The 15,293-nt window shown below is 65.9% G+C and carries 13 protein-coding genes; 10 read left to right on the forward strand and 3 right to left on the reverse strand.

The window, feature by feature from the left end:
• Positions 1-19 precede the first annotated feature (19 nt).
• A complete protein-coding gene (locus N4S67_RS05400) occupies positions 20-679 on the reverse strand; it encodes a TetR/AcrR family transcriptional regulator (protein WP_260991863.1) in 660 nt (219 codons plus the stop codon).
• 192 nt (positions 680-871) lie between these two features.
• Here N4S67_RS05400 and N4S67_RS05405 point away from each other — a divergent pair, with 192 nt between their 5' ends.
• Genes N4S67_RS05405 through N4S67_RS05440 form a run of 8 tightly spaced genes read left to right on the forward strand, consistent with a single transcriptional unit; the run spans position 872 to position 9,755 of the window.
• Complete coding sequence (locus N4S67_RS05405) at positions 872-1,582, forward strand: MlaE family ABC transporter permease (RefSeq protein ID WP_260992069.1); 711 nt, start codon at positions 872-874, stop codon at positions 1,580-1,582.
• The gene (locus tag N4S67_RS05410; protein WP_390893226.1) at positions 1,579-2,433 is read left to right on the forward strand and encodes an ABC transporter permease; all 855 of its coding nucleotides are present in this window, start codon (positions 1,579-1,581) and stop codon (positions 2,431-2,433) included. Before N4S67_RS05405 ends, N4S67_RS05410 begins: the two co-directional genes overlap by 4 nt.
• A gap of 5 nt (positions 2,434-2,438) precedes the next feature.
• On the forward strand, positions 2,439-3,692 hold the full coding sequence (locus tag N4S67_RS05415; protein ID WP_260991864.1) for an MCE family protein: 1,254 nt from the start codon (positions 2,439-2,441) through the stop codon (positions 3,690-3,692).
• The gene (locus tag N4S67_RS05420) at positions 3,689-4,732 is read left to right on the forward strand and encodes an MCE family protein (protein ID WP_260991865.1); all 1,044 of its coding nucleotides are present in this window, start codon (positions 3,689-3,691) and stop codon (positions 4,730-4,732) included. Before N4S67_RS05415 ends, N4S67_RS05420 begins: the two co-directional genes overlap by 4 nt.
• Positions 4,729-5,937 carry an MCE family protein gene (locus tag N4S67_RS05425; protein WP_260992071.1) on the forward strand — a complete coding sequence of 403 codons (1,209 nt, stop codon included), beginning with the start codon at positions 4,729-4,731 and terminating at the stop codon, positions 5,935-5,937. Before N4S67_RS05420 ends, N4S67_RS05425 begins: the two co-directional genes overlap by 4 nt.
• Positions 5,934-7,184: an MCE family protein gene (locus N4S67_RS05430; RefSeq protein WP_260991866.1), complete on the forward strand. Its 1,251-nt coding sequence runs from the start codon at positions 5,934-5,936 to the stop codon at positions 7,182-7,184. The genes N4S67_RS05425 and N4S67_RS05430 overlap by 4 nt, the downstream gene beginning before the upstream one ends.
• A 20-nt stretch (positions 7,185-7,204) precedes the next feature.
• Positions 7,205-8,314, forward strand: a complete 1,110-nt coding sequence (locus N4S67_RS05435) for an MCE family protein (RefSeq protein WP_260992072.1) — start codon at positions 7,205-7,207, stop codon at positions 8,312-8,314.
• 1 nt (position 8,315) lies between these two features.
• Positions 8,316-9,755, forward strand: a complete 1,440-nt coding sequence (locus N4S67_RS05440; RefSeq protein WP_260991867.1) for an MCE family protein — start codon at positions 8,316-8,318, stop codon at positions 9,753-9,755.
• Here N4S67_RS05440 and N4S67_RS05445 read toward each other — a convergent pair.
• Positions 9,733-11,718 (reverse strand): TRAP transporter permease, encoded by a 1,986-nt coding sequence (locus N4S67_RS05445; protein WP_260991868.1) that lies wholly within the window; start codon positions 11,716-11,718, stop codon positions 9,733-9,735. The genes N4S67_RS05440 and N4S67_RS05445 overlap by 23 nt on opposite strands.
• Before the next feature lie 47 nt (positions 11,719-11,765).
• A complete protein-coding gene (locus tag N4S67_RS05450) occupies positions 11,766-12,737 on the reverse strand; it encodes a TAXI family TRAP transporter solute-binding subunit (RefSeq protein ID WP_260992073.1) in 972 nt (323 codons plus the stop codon).
• A 197-nt stretch (positions 12,738-12,934) separates the two neighbouring features.
• Here N4S67_RS05450 and N4S67_RS05455 point away from each other — a divergent pair, with 197 nt between their 5' ends.
• Both N4S67_RS05455 and N4S67_RS05460 read left to right on the forward strand, forming a co-directional pair.
• Positions 12,935-14,290 carry an EspA/EspE family type VII secretion system effector gene (locus N4S67_RS05455; RefSeq protein ID WP_260991869.1) on the forward strand — a complete coding sequence of 452 codons (1,356 nt, stop codon included), beginning with the start codon at positions 12,935-12,937 and terminating at the stop codon, positions 14,288-14,290.
• Between the two features lie 17 nt (positions 14,291-14,307).
• Entirely contained in the window at positions 14,308-15,285 is a 978-nt protein-coding gene (locus tag N4S67_RS05460; protein WP_260991870.1) for a hypothetical protein, read from the forward strand.
• The last annotated feature ends 8 nt before the right edge of the window (positions 15,286-15,293 follow it).

The following is a 15,293-nucleotide window of genomic DNA, read 5'->3' on the forward strand; positions in this document are numbered from 1 at the left end:
CTGTGCCGGGTTCGGCCTGTCAGTACCGCAGTTCGAGTAGATGCAGTGCGAGACCGACCAGCTCGTCCGCCAGGTGCTTCTCGTCCACGTCGGTGACGCCGAGCGGACCGAAAAGCAGTCGCTGATCGGCGATTCCGATCAGCAGCGAGAAGCCGAGGTCGATTGCGCGTTGCGGGTCCGCGGCGCCAATCCGGTCCCGATGTTCGAGCAACAACTCCGCGTAGCGCGTGGCGGCGAGGTGAAACATCTCGCGGCGGTGCGCGCGGAATTCCTCGTCGACACACGCCTGCGCGGCGGTCGCCCGGTACACCGGCCCCATGTCCTGGTAGGCCGTGAGCATCGCGCCGACCACGGCGGCCACGATGTCCTCGATCGCCGCGCCGACGAAGTTCTCGGCCTCGGTGACGCGCTCCAACTCAGCGCGGGCCCGCTCCTCGGTGCGCTCGCGCAGCAGCCGCAGAACGGCGTATTTGTCGCTGAAGCGGGCATAGAACGATCCAACTGTGCGGCCGGAGCGCTCGATGATCTCCATGACGCCGATCTCGTGGAACAACTTGTCGCGGAGCAGTTCCTCCGTCGCGTCGAGGAATCGATTGACCGTCTCCTGACTGCGTGCCTGTCGCGCGCGCCGGACCGGCGCCGGCCTGGCCTGCCCTGCGGCAACGGATTTGCTCGCCATGGACGCCCACCTTACGGCCGGCACCCTGCGCCGTCGGCGCCACCGTGGCAAAAAATAGAAACTTGCTCTAGTTCGGCGATCGATGTGGTGTTATACATACACCAAGTCACCTGGTGTCTTTTAGGGAGAGCGTTCTTGATCGCCAACAGCGTCGCCGCCAAGCCGGTCCGTGAGATCGGCCAGTTCCTGGCGATGGCTCTCGACACCGCCTGGCTGGCCACCAGGCGACCGTTCGCGTGGCGAGAGCTGGTGCTGCAGACCTGGTTCGTCGCCCGAGTCTCGCTCCTACCCACGCTCATGCTGGCAATTCCCTTCACCGTCCTCGGAGTGTTCACGCTCAACATCCTGCTGCTCGAATTCGGCGCAGCAGACTTCTCCGGCAGCGGTACCGCGCTCGCGGCCGTCACGCAGATCGGTCCGCTCGTCACCGTGCTGGTCGTCGCGGGCGCCGGCGCCACCGCGATGTGCGCCGACCTTGGCGCCCGGACCATCCGTGAGGAGCTCGACGCCCTGCGCGTGCTGGGCATCAACCCGATTCAGTCGCTGGTCGTGCCGCGGGTCATCGCAGCCACCGTCGCGGCGCTGCTGCTGTCCTCGCTCGTCACGCTGACGGGCCTCATCGGCGGGTTCGCGTTCTCGGTGTTCGGTCAGCACGTGACACCAGGCACGTTCGCGGCGGGGCTCACCCTCCTGACCGGGTTGCCGGAGCTGATCATCTCCGCGGTCAAGGCCGCCCTCTTCGGGCTGTCCGCCGGACTGATCGCCTGCTACAAAGGCATCTCGGTGGGCGGCGGCCCCGCGGGTGTCGGCAATGCCGTGAACGAAACCGTGGTGTTCTCGTTCGTGGCGCTGTTCGTGATCAACGTGGTCGTCACCGCCGTCGGCGTCGAGGTGACGATGTGACCGTCAGCCTGCCCAGCCCGCTGAGGCCACGGCTGAACCGCACCTTCCGGCGGTTCGGTGCGGAGTGGAACAGGGTCGGTCGCCAGGCCGAGTTCTACGCCGAAACGCTGGGCGCGGTGGGCGATGCATTCACCCGCTACAAAAAGGAGATTTTGCGGCTGATCGCTCAGATGGGCCTCGGCACAGGGGCATTGGCGCTTATTGGCGGGGCTACCGTCATCGTCGGATTCATCACGTTGTCGGCGGGCGCCATCATCGCGGTTCAGGGTTACAACTCACTTGCCGGCATTGGCATCGAAGCACTGACCGGTTTCGCGTCGGCCTACCTCAACGTCCGGTTGATCGCCCCGCTGACCGCGGGCATCGGACTGGCGGCGACCATCGGCGCGGGCGCCACCGCGCAATTGGGCGCCATGCGCATCAGCGAGGAGATCGACGCGCTCGAGGTGATGGGCATCCGGTCGGTTGCCTACCTGGCCTCGACGCGACTGGTGGCGGGCGTACTCGTGGTCGTGCCGCTGTACTGCATCGCCGTCGTGATGTCCTTCGTCGCCGCGCGTGCGGGCACGACCATCGCCTATGGGCAGTCCACCGGCGTGTACGACCACTACTTCCGCACTTTTCTCAATCCGACCGATCTGGTCTGGTCCTTCCTGCAGGCGATCCTGATGGCAGTGGTGGTGATGCTCGTGCACACCTACTACGGCTTCACCGCGACGGGCGGTCCCGCCGGGGTAGGTGAGGCGGTGGGCCGTGCGGTGCGGGCGTCGTTGGTGTCGACGGTCCTCGTCACGTTGTGCGTGTCCCTGACCGTCTACGGCCAGTCCGGCAACTTCAACTTCGCAGGATGAGCGGGATGGACACGCGCCGCGGTCGCCGCTTACGCCCCGCTTGGTGGACGGTGATCCTGCTGGTGGTCGTCGGCGGCGTCTTTGCGTTCACGACCGCTTCGTTCACCGGGGTGTTCCGGTCCTTCGTTCCGGTGACGTTGACGTCCGACCGCGCCGGACTGGTGATGGAGTCGGGCGCCAAGGTCAAATTGCGCGGGGTACAGGTGGGGCGCGTCGGCGGAATCGACAGCACCGGAACGCACGTCGCGCTGAGCTTGCAGATCGATCCGGACGAAGTGCAGTTCATCCCCGCCAATGTGGGCGCCGAGATCAAGGCGACGACTGTGTTCGGCGCGAAGTTCGTCGACCTCGTCTACCCCGAGGAGCCCAGCCGCGACACTCTGGCACCGGGTGCGGTTCTGCGCTCCCGTAACGTCAGCACCGAGGTCAACACGGTCTTCGAGAACCTCGTCGGGGTACTCGACCAGATCGACCCGCCGAAGCTGAACGCGATCCTGAGCAGCGTGGCTGAGGCGGTGCGCGGCCGTGGTGCAGAGATCGGGGAAGCGGCCACCGAAGCCAACGAAGTGCTGACCGCCCTCAACGCGCGCAGCCCGGCGTTGGCACAGAATTGGTTGTCGCTCAGAGGTTTCAGCGATGCATACGGTGCCGCCGCGCAGGATCTGGTCACCATACTTGAGACGGCGAGCGCCACGGCGACGACGATCGCGGACCGCGCCGCCCAGCTGGATGCGTTGCTACTCAACATGATCGGTTTCACCGGAAGCGGCATCGAGTTGTTGGCCACCAACCAGGAGAATCTCGTGCGCGCCGTCGACGTGCTCAAGCCGACCACCGGTCTGGTGTACAAGTACAACCCCACTTACACCTGCCTACTACTGGGAGCACAGTGGTATCTGGACAACGGCGGCAACAGAATCGGCGCCGACGGGCGTACCGGGGTGATCGACGCCGGCCTCGGCCTCGGCGACGACCCGTATCGCTATCCCGACAACCTTCCGATCATCGGGGCCACCGGTGGCCCCGGCGGTAAGCCCGGATGCGGATCGCTGCCCGATGCGTCGAAGAACTACCCGGTGCGGTATCTGGTCACCGACACCGGCTTCGGCACCGGCGTGGACGTGCGCACGAATCACGGCATCGGTCATCCCTGGTGGGTTAACTACCTCCCGGTGACCCGCGCCGTGCCCGAGCCGCCCAGCGTGCGCGGTGAGGGTCCGCCGGCTCCCGGGCCCGTGCTGCCACCGGGTGTGCCGTGACCGGGCGGGGACGCGGCGACGGGTTGCGGTCCGCGGCATGGCGGTTGGCCGTCTTCGCCACAGTCTGTTCACTCGGCGGATTTGCGATGGTGGCGGTCTTCGGCCAACTGCGGTTCAACGAGAACGTCGATTACGGAGCGGATTTCGTCAATGTCTCTGGACTGGAGGAGGGGAACTTCGTCCGGATCGCGGGGGTGGAGGTCGGCAAGGTCGAGCACATCACCGTGCAGCCCGACTCGCGGGTGTCGGTCAGGTTCAGCGTCGATGAGTCCGTGCTGCTCACCGAGGGCACCCGGGCACTGATCCGCTACGACAACCTCATCGGCGGGCGGTTCCTCGAATTGCAGGAGGGCGCGGGGGCACCCAGACGGCTGTCCCCGGGAGAGACGATCGGCGTGGCGAACACCGAACCCGCGTTGGATCTCGACGCGCTGATCGGCGGATTCCGGCCGTTGTTCCGTGCTCTGGATCCCGAGCAGGTCAACGCGCTGGCGGGGCAACTGGTCGCCGTTTTCCAAGGCCAGGGACCCACAGTGGAGGCGTTCCTTGCGCGGACCGCCGCGCTGACCGGCTCGCTGGCCGACCGCGACCAGCTTTTGACCCAGGTCATCGACAACCTCAGCACCGTCCTGAATTCGCTTGCCGACCAGAGCGATCGCTTCGGTGCCGCCGTGGACTCGCTGTCCGATCTCATCTCGGGTCTTTCCGACCGAAGGTCGGAGATCGCGACAGGCCTCGCCTACACCGACGCTGCAGCGTCCTCGATCGCCGACCTCCTATCGCGCGCCCGCGAGCCGGCGCACCGCGTGGTCGAACAAGTCGACCGCACAGCCGATCTCGTGATGGCCGATCGCGAATATTTCGACGACCTGCTCAACACGCTGCCCGACGCCTACCGCATCCTGTCGCGCCAGGGCATCTACGGCGACTACTTCAGCTTCTACCTTTGCGATCTGTTGCTGAAAGTCAACGGCAAGGGCGGCCAACCGGTGTACATCAAGGTTGCAGGCCAGAGCACGGGGCGGTGCGCGCCCAAGTGAGGTTCTTCTCCGAACGCAATCCCATGGTCATCGGAATCGTCGGCATCGTGGCGGTCGCCGCAGCACTGCTGCTGGCGCCCCAGTACCAGAAGCTGGCGCTCCTGAATCCCGGGTCGAAGTACTCCGCCTACTTCGCCGAGGCAGGTGGGCTCGCCTCGGGCGCGGCTGTGCAGGTGTCCGGCTACCGCGTCGGAGAGGTGTCGGCGGTGTCGTTGGACGGCCAGCAGGTGTTGGTCGTCTTCGAGGTGGACGACGGCATCCGCCTCGGCGAGCGGACCGAAGCCGCCATCAAGGCCAGAACCCTGCTCGGGGCAAAGGTTCTCGAACTCACCCCGCGCGGCACCGGACGTTTGACCGACCCCATCCCCGTCGACCGCACGACATCGCCCTATCAGTTGGCCGACGCGATCGGCGACCTCAGCACGACCATCGAGGGCCTCGACACCGACGAGTTGTCAAACGCGCTGGCCACGCTCTCGGATACGTTTTCGACCACCCCGCCGGCGCTGCAAGCCGCGGTGAGCAATGTCGGTCGCCTCTCTGAACTGCTGAACTCGCGTGATGCGCAGGTACGGAACCTGTTGTCCACCGCCGCCAAAGCGACCACCGTGCTGGCCGAGCGGACCGACCGGGTCGCCGCGCTCATCGAACAGACGAACGCCCTTCTGGCCGCGCTGCGCGAGCAGAGCGCGGCACTGGACACCATCTCGGCAGACCTCGCTGCCATGGCGAGGCAGTTGTCGGGGTTCGTCGCCGACAACCGTGCGACACTGCGCCCCGCGCTGGACAAGCTGAACGGCGTCCTGGCCATTCTGGACAACCGCAAGGGGCAGCTTCAGAAGTCGCTGAAGCTGCTCAACGCCTATCAGATGTCGCTGGGAGAGGCCGTGTCGTCGGGCCCGTTCTTCAACTCTTATGTCGCCAACCTGCTGCCCGGCCAGTTCTTGCAACCCTTCATCGACGCCGCGTTCTCCGACCTCGGCCTGGATCCCCATGTGATGACCCCGTCGGAGTTGACCGATCCTCAGACGGGCCAGCCCGGCACTCCCGCACTGCCCGTACCGTATCCGCGAACGGGGCAGGGCGGACCACCCAGACTCACCCTGCCCGACGCCATCACCGGAGTGCCCGGTGACCCGCGCTATCCGTACCGGGAACCGGTGCCCGCACCACCCCCCGGTGGGCCACCGCCAGGAGCGCCGTGACCAGGCTGCGAAACGTTCGAGCAACACTGGCCGTCACGCTCGTGCTCACGCTGATCGCCGGTGTGGTGCAGACCTTTGTCCTGACCGCGCCCGGCCACACGCGGCTGGTGGCGTACTTCGCCAACAGCAACGGCATATTCGTCGGCGACGAGGTGCGGATCCTCGGTATCCCGGTCGGCGAGATCACCGAGATCACCCCTGAACCGCAGCGCGCCCGGATCACCTTCCAGGTTGACTCGCGCTACCGCATACCAGCTGACGTCAAGGCGGTGATCCTGTCGCCGTCGTTGGTCACCGCTCGCGCGGTGGCACTGACCCCGCCGTACGGAGGGGGCGTCGCGCTCTCCGACGGTGCGGTGATTCCCGAGACGCGCACTGCCGTCCCGGTGGAATGGGACGACGTTCGCGTGCAACTGGAGAAGCTGACCGAAACACTGCAGCCCAGCCAGCCCGGCGGGTTGAGCACGATGGGAGCGTTCGTCACCACCGTCGCGGACAACGTGCGTGGACGGGGGCCCGACATCCGCAGTACCGTAATCGAGCTCTCCGAGGCCCTTTCGGCACTCGGCGATCACAGCGGTGACGTCTTCGCGACGGTCAAGAACCTGTCGACCCTGGTGTCCGGGCTCAGTGCGAGCACCGAGCTGATGCAGCAGCTCAACATCAACCTGGCGGCGGTGACGGCGCTGCTCGCTAACGGATCGGACGAAGTGGCACAGGCACTTTCGACGCTCAACGCGGCCGCCGTCGACGTGCGGGCCTTCGTCGCCGACAACCGCGAGGCACTGGGCACCACGACCGATCACCTCGCACTGATCTCCGCCGCGCTCGTGGAGAGCCTCGGGGATGTCAAACAGGCGCTGCACATCACCCCCAATACCGCGGCCAACTTCGCGAACGTCTACCAGCCCGCCCAGGGCGGCATCAGCGCGGCCTTGGCCTTGAACAACTTCGCCAATCCGATCAGCTTCCTGTGCGGGGCGATCCAGGCTGCGTCGCGGCTCGGGGCCGAGCAATCGGCCAAGCTGTGCGTTCAGTACCTCGCGCCGATCGTCAAGAACCGTCAGCTCAATTTCCTGCCGCTCGGTGTCAACCCGTTCGTCGGCGCAACCGCGAGACCCAACGAAATCACCTACAGCGAGGACAGATTGCGGCCGATTCACACTCCGCCGGCGCAGCCGCGTGTCGCCACCGACCCTACCCACGGCATCGAAGGAATCATGGCGCCGCCAGGAGTGGGCCCGTGACCGCGACCGGTCGCGGCAGAATGGCTGTCACGGCGCTGGTGGTCGCCATGACGCTGAGCGGTTGCGGGTGGCGTGGGGTGAACTCGATGGCCCTGCCGGGTACCGCGGGCGACGGGCCCGACGCGTTCCAGATCCAGGCCCAGCTACCCAATGTCACCAATATCGAACAGAACTCGCGGGTGCGCGTCGGCGACGCGACCGTCGGAAACGTCGTTAAGATCGAACGGCAGGGCTGGCATGCGTTGGTCACCATGCGACTCGACGGTGATGTGCGGCTCCCGGCGAACGCCACCGCCAAGATCGGGCAGACGAGCCTGCTCGGATCGCTGCACGTGGAACTCGCGCCTCCGGTCACCGAACCGGCCGAGGGCCGGCTGCACGAAGGCTCGCTCATTCCGCTGACCGCTACCGGGAGCTACCCGACGACTGAACAGACGTTGGCGACCGCCTCCCTGCTGCTCAACGGCGGTGGTCTGGGCAAGCTGCAGGAGATCACCAAGGCGTTCGCAACCGGCTTCGCCGGTCGGGAGCGCGATGTGCGCAGCCTGCTGTCGCAACTCTCCGAGTTCGTCGGACACCTCGAGAGCCAGGTCGGTGCCATCGTCGAGGCGACCGACAGCCTGAATCGGTTGGTTGGCCAGTTCGCCGCGGAGAAGGAGACAATCGACGAAGCGCTCCGAACCATTCCCCGGGCGTTGTCCACCCTTTCCGATCAGCGCGACAACCTCGGCGAAGCCCTGGTGCAGCTCGGCAGATTCAGCGCGCTGGCGGCGGACTCAGTCGACAGGACAAAAGAGACACTCGTCGCCGAGCTCAACGACGTCGCGCCGGTGCTGGAGTCGCTGGGCGACACCGGCCCCGCGCTGACTCGTGCGCTCGGAATCCTGCTCACCTTCCCGTGGCCCAAGGAGTCGTTGGGCAAGTGGATGCGCGGAGACTTCGCCAACAGCACCTTCGTCGTCGACTTGACCTTGAGCCGACTGGACTCCGCCTTGTTCACCGGTACACGGTGGGAAGGCGATCTAACCCAGCTGGAGTTGCAGTGGGGCCGCACCATCGGGCAGAAGCCCAGCCCGTATACCGCGGGCAATCCCCTTGTGGCGCCGTATCGATTCGATCAGGGACCATAGCGTGATACTCGGCAGACGGATCGCCGTCCAACTGGTCGCGTTCGCCGTCATCTCTCTGATCGCCGCGGCAGTGATGGTCGGCGGTTACATGCAGCTGCCCGGTCGGGTGCTGGGGGTCGGCGAATACACCGTCACGGTCGAACTGGACCAGTCGGGCGGTCTTTACCGCAACGGCAACGTCACCTATCGCGGCACCGAGGTCGGCCGGGTGACCGACGTGCGGTTGACACCGCGCGGAGTGGCAGTCGACCTGTCTCTGGAAGCCGACGTGCCGATTCCGGCGGACCTCGATGCACAGGTGCACAGCGTCTCGGCGGCGGGCGAGCAGTACGTGGCGCTGGTGCCGCGCGAGCCGGCGTCGTCTCGTTCTCTGAAGGACGGCGACGTGATCCCGCGTGAGCGCACGTCGGTGCCGCCCGAGGTGAGCGGTCTCCTGGACCAGGCCAACCGCGGACTGCTCGCCATTCCGCGGGACGACCTGTTGGTGGCGGTCGACGAAACCAACACGGCGCTGGGCGGACTCGGCCCTGAGTTGTCCCGCATCGTGCACAGTCTCACGACGCTGTCCGGTGATGCGCACGCGAACCTGGGTGCCCTCACCGATCTGATCGAACGGGCGCCGCCGGTGCTCGACTCGCAGACCGCCACGTCCGATGCGATCGCGGCGTGGGCAGACCACACCGCCACAGCGCTGACGCAGGTCCGCGCCGAGGACGATTCGGTGGGAGGTCTTCTGAAGGACGGTAGTGCCGCGGTCGACGAAGCCCGGCAATTAGTTGATCGCCTGAAACCAACGCTGCCCCTGCTGCTCGCGAATCTGGTCACCGTCGGACAGGTGCTGTTGGACTACAACGCGAACCTCGAGCAGATGCTGGTGTTGTTTCCGCAGAGCATGGCGGTCGCCCAGGCGGGCATCGTTCCCGACAAGGACGTCCCCGGCCCCGAGCGCGGTGCTCCCTACTTGAACTTCAACCTCAACTTCGGCATCCCGCCGCTGTGCACGACCGGGTTTCTGCCGGCCTCGCAGCGCCGCGTACCCACGTTCGAGGACCATCCGGAGCGCCCACCGGGCGACCTGTATTGCCGTGTGCCACAGGATTCTTCCTGGAACGTCCGCGGTGTCCGCAACATCCCGTGCGCGACCGTTCCGGGTAAGCGGGCACCGACCGCACAGATGTGTGAGAGCGACCAGCAGTATGTGCCACTCAATGACGGGGTCAATTGGAAAGGTGACCCGAACGCGACGCTGTCGGGTCAGCCGGTACCCGAGCTTTTACCACTGTCCGAGCCACCACCGCCTCCGCTCGCCGTGGCGGATTACGATCCGGCGACCGGCCAGTACTTCGGTCCGGATGGCAAGGTGTACACCCGCGCCGATCTCGCGACACCGCAACGGCAGGACCGCAGTTGGGAGTCACTCATTCTTCCGCCTGCCGGCTAGTGCGGCGCATCACCAGGTTGACGACGACGGCCGCCGCGAGCAGCCCAGCACCGATGGCCATCGTCACCGGGCTCAGATACAACAACAACGCGGCCGCCGGCGCGCAGAGAACACGCTCCGGCCATCCCGCCTCGCGGATCATCCAGGCGCCCGTGACCACCGCCAGTGCGGCCACCGCCAACGCGCCGACCGCGCCCGTCCACAGCATGTCCAGCACGGAGCGCAAACCGAGCAGGCCTTCGCCATTGTCGGTGAGCACGAATGCGAACGGCACCAGGAACGCGGGCAGCGTGTATTTCCAGGTCTGCCACATGGTGGCGATCACCCGACCGCCGGTGATCGCCGACGCGGCCACCGCGGCGAGCGCGGTCGGCGGCGTCACCTCCGAGAGCACCGCGAAGTAGAACACGAACATCGCGACCGCCGGCGCGGCGACGCCCAGGTCCTGCAGCGCAGGCCCGATGATCACCCAGCTGATCACGAACGACGCTGTGACCGGAACGGCGAGGCCGAGCACGGAGACCGCGAGGGCGGCGAAGATTGCGGTGAGAATCAGCACCGCCGTGGGGTTCTCGGTGATCGCGCGCGCGGTGTTGACAAGGATGGAGTTCAACTGCAGGCCGAGTCCGGTCCTGCTGATCATCGCCGCGATGACGCCGGCCGCGGCGCATACGGCCGCGACGGAGAGCACGCCGCGTACCCCGGTGGCCAGTGCGCGATACAGCTTGATCGGGGTCAGGCGGTGCTCGCGATCGAGATATGACAGCACGATCTGCACCACGGTGGCGTACACCACTGCCCGCATCGCGGACATGTCCAGCGCCAGGAAGAGGACGATCGTCGCGAGCGAAATCAGGTGATAGCCGAAACGTCCCAGCAGCCGCCACACCGACTCGGTTGTGACCTCGACTTCCCTTGTGCCGTAGCGCCTGGCGTCGATTTCGACGGCCAGGAGGATGCCGAGGTAGTACAGGATCGTCGGCACGATCGCCCACACCAGCACCGTCAGGTAGGGCACCCCGAGGTACTCGGCGATGATGAAGGCGGCGGCACCAAGCGTCGGTGGTGAGAGGATCGCGCCGATGCCCGCGGCGGCAAGCATGCCGCCCGCGTTCTCGCTCGGGTAGCCGGCCCGTTTGAGCACCGGCCAGGTCACCGAGCCCAGGCTGACTGTCGTAGCCGTACCGGATCCGGAGACGCTGCCCATCAGGAAACCGGCCATCGTCACCGTTCGCCCCGGCGCCGCGCGCGACTTCTTGAACGCGGCGAAGGACAGGTCGATGAAGAACTTGCTGGCGCCGGAAGCCTCGAGCACCGCACCGTAAATCGTGAACAGCACGATGTAGGTGGCCGCCACATCCAGCGGAACCCCGTACAGACCCGTCGACTGGATGAACGAGGCGCTGATGATCTGGACCCAGTCGACGCCCGCGTGCGCGATGGCCGCGCCCTGTGGAAGGTAGCCGCCGTAATAGGCATACGCCAGCGCGAGCAAGCTCACGATCGGCAGCGGCCAACCGGTGGTCCGCCTGCAGGCTTCCAGCACGAGCAGCACCACGAGTGAGCCGACGATGATGTCGACCATGCCGGGCGTGCCTTGCCGGCTCAGGAACTCGTCGAAACCTCCACCACCGTCGCCGATTTGGATAGGCAGCACCGGGTAGAGGCAGGCCACCAATGCCACAGCCGCGAGCAGCCAGTCGAAAACGGTCGGATTGTTGCGCGGCACAGCCGGGTCTGACCCACGCCGTAGCCGCAGCCCGGAGCGGTAGCAAAGCAAGGTCAACGGCAGCACCGCGGCAAGGAACAGAATCAGCGAGACCTGGTTGCCCTGGGCGAGCGGGAAGAACACCTGATACAGCGCGAACAGTCCGATCAGCACACAGGCGACGGTGACCGCGTGATGAACCCAGCCGGTCAGCTGCCGGGCCGGTTTCTCCTCTTCATACCCCGCGGTGGACACCGCCTCACCGGCCGGCGGCTGCCGGCCGGTGTCGCGTTCGGTCTCGGTCAGTTCGCTGCGCCGAGCTCGTCGAGTGCTTTTTTGGCGCCGGGATGCAGCGGCACCGGGTTGGTCTGCTGGGCCGTGTCCAACGCGATGTCGTCGGCCGCCTTGTTCGCCTGCACGAGGTCGGCCTTGTGGTCGAACAGCGCCTTGGTCAGCACGCAGGCGGTGTTGCCGTCCATATCGTCTTTCACCAGAAGGAGATTGGGCACCACCACAGTCTGCACATCGGCGGGTGTCTGATAGGTGGCCGCCGGGATGATGCCGCGCTCATAGAGCGGGTTGATCTCCTGCAGCTTCGTCAGGGTGTCCGTCACGTCGAGGAGTTTGACGTTGCCGCGCTGGCTGACGAACAGGTCGGTGATGCCGCCGGTCGGCAGGCCGCCGGACCAGAACATCGCGTCGATCGAGCCGTCCTTCATACCCTCGACCGTCTTGCCGAGTTCGGTGCGCTGCGCCGAGATGTCCTTGCCGGGGTCGAGGCCGGCGGCTTCCAGCATCCGGTTGGCGATGACCTCGGTTCCGGAGTTCGGCGCTCCGGTGGAAACCCGCTTGCCGCGCATGTCGGCGATGGTGTTGATGCCGGCGTCGCTGCGCGCGATCACCTGGGTGTAATTGTCGTATAGACGGGTCAGGGCCGCGATGGGCTGCTTCTCGTCGAACGACGCCGTGCCGTTGACGGCGTCGGCGGCGGTGTCGGCCAACGAGAACGCCACCTGATGGGTGCCGGCGACGAGCTGCTGAATGTTCTGCAGCGACGCCGAGGTTTCCGCGGCGGTGGCCTTCAGCTTGCCGCCGGTCTGCTGGCTGATCGCTTCCGCATATGCCCCGCCGAGGGTGTAGTAGACACCGGTGGTGTTTCCGGTCGCGATGCTGATGCGAGCGTCGGCAGTCACCTCGCATGACGTCGGCTCCGCGGCCGCCGCGCCGTTTTCGTCGCCCCGCTGACCTCCACAACCGGCCAACACCAACAACATTGCGCCGATAACGGCGCCCAGTCCGTATCGCTTCACCTCCCCATCATGGGTGTTGGGCGGTGCTTCACGGGCGGTTTCGCCGAGTTGAGTCGGACCACGCTACCGCGCCTTCGTCACCGAGAATTTGCTGCAGGAGGGCTCCGCTGCTGCGTGGGACACTGTTCAGGTAGCAGGTTGCGGGCCGGGGAGGTGCGTAAGTGAGTGTGCTCGGCGCGTTCGAGTCGACGTGGTCGAATGCCCGGTCGACGTTCGGCGAAGGCAGCCCCGCGACCGGTGAACGGTACGACCAGAGCAGCAGCCTTCGCCAGATGCAGTCGGACCTGGAGTCCGCGGCGCCAGGGTCGCGCTGGACCGGTGCTGCCGCTACCGCTTACGACGCGGCCAACGCCGAACACCGTCGGGTGTTCGGCGAGCTGGCGAATCTGGATCGACGCTTGAAGGCACACGTCGACGCATCAGCGGCTGCCGTTGCCGCGGGGCGGTCGAACCTCGATGCCGTCAGGCAGTGGGTGGCGGCTGCGGCGGCGTCACTTCCCCCCGGCCAGGCGGGAGAACAGATGAAGCTGGCCGTCGCGCAGAAGGGCATCAGCGGCGTCATCGACGTCCTGACCAAGTCCAACGGCGACTTGAACGCGATCGGCGAAAACCTGCGGGGCCTCGGGGCCGAGTACGAAGCGCTCAAGGACCAGAGGTTCGGCAAGGGCGACATCGCGATGTTTGCAGGTGGCGGTGAAGGTGAGAGGAAAGAGGACGGCTGGAAGCCGGACAACAAGTACGAGGAGGCGCTGCATGAGGCGGGCCTGCTTGACGAGGAGCCGACCGGTTACTACGCGGAATGGTTGCAGAACGCGGATCGGCAGAGTGTTTCACCCGGAACCATCGTCGACATTGCTGAGCGCCACGACATCACACCGGAGGATTTCGAGGTCCTCAACCGCATGGAAAAGGTGACCGACCCCGACGGAAAATCGTTCTTCCTCATTCCGAAGGGCACCTCGGGCGACGACGCACGCAAGGCGGTACTCATGACGTACATCCTCAACGCGGGCACCGACTATGGCGAGGGTACCGACCGCGACTTCGAGCCCACCCCGTACTCCGCCGACGAGGTCCAGCGGATCATCGATCGTCAGAGTGCCAACTCATGGAGCTACGACCAAGACGTCGGCTTTGTGCTCGACAACGACGGAGCCTTGATGACGACCCCCAACGGCATGCTCATGGGAATGGGCGGCAACTGGGCGCAGGATCAGTTCAGTTGGTTGGGCGGCACAGCGTGGGGCGAGATCTTCATGGAGAACATTGACCACTCCGCCGGAGCCGGCCCCGCCGAGCAACTCCGCCAGATTGCACAATCCGGTGTCTCGTGGAACGTCGGCGCTGACGGTGTACCGAGGGCGGGCACGCTCGATTTGGATCGGCTACTGCACCACGAAGAAATTCATTCGCAGCAGTGGGCCCGCGAGGGCTACTTCGGCATGATCTGGGACGTGGCGACCGACTTGGACAGGCTCGAAGACGAAGCAGGCCGGCGTGACGGAGGCTACAAGTGATCCGTCGGGTTATCACCGTGGTGGCGGTGGTCCTGGCAATTGCAGTGGCGTTCTTCGGCATTCGTGCCTGCCAGAATCTCAACCGTGACCCACACGCCGCGTCCCTCCCCCCGGCATTCGGCGTGCGCATCACCGACGGTGAACTCCGCATCTGGACAGGGGCGCCCTGCCGCAAAGTCAACCGAGTGACCGTCAACTTCTCATCGGAGAACGCCAGACTCGTGCTCATGCCGCCCCCGGGCGAGTGGGCGGTAGTCGAATACTTCAATCTGAACGGGCCTTATCCTGGATTGAACGTCGTTGAACAGTTGCCCGACGGCTTCGACTGGCGCGCGTCGCAGACGATCGACCTCTGGATGGACGCGGGTGAAGGCGCAGGATCTACCCCCTCCAACATCGCAGAGATCGTCGACGGATCAGCGCAGCATCCCGACGACACATTTTGGTTTCAGGGGGTTGGCTGGCTCGGCCCCGCCGACGTCAAAGCGCAAGACGGCAAAACCTTTCTCAGCACGTGTACACCCGACCCGGCTGAAACACCCTCGCTGCCAGTCGCATTCGGTGCTCGCGTCACCGACGGCAAGCTACACCTGTGGACAGGCTCACCGTGCGACAAGGTCAACGGGGTCACACTGGAATTCAAGCCCGACGCCACCAAACCTGACCATGTTGATCTAGCGCTCGGGAAGGCCGGCGACGCCATGGTGCAGCTCGAGCACTTCACCCTCGGCGATCCGGTGCCGGGGCTGAAGGTGACCGAGGCGCTTCCAGAAGATTTCGATTGGCGGGAGCAGCAATCGCTGACCCTGTCGGTGCACAGCCTCGGCCCCCACGAATTATCGGAGACCGACCTCGTAGAGGTGATAGAGGGCTCGACCGCTCACCCGGACGACACGTATTGGTTCCAAGGCGTCGGCTGGCTGAATCCGGCGCAGGTGGTCGAGCAGAACGGAAAGACGTTCCTTGCCACGTGTACGCCCGACCCGAAGAAGTGACCTCTGTG

The organism is Mycobacterium deserti (assembly GCF_025345615.1).
Classification (GTDB): domain Bacteria; phylum Actinomycetota; class Actinomycetes; order Mycobacteriales; family Mycobacteriaceae; genus Mycobacterium; species Mycobacterium deserti.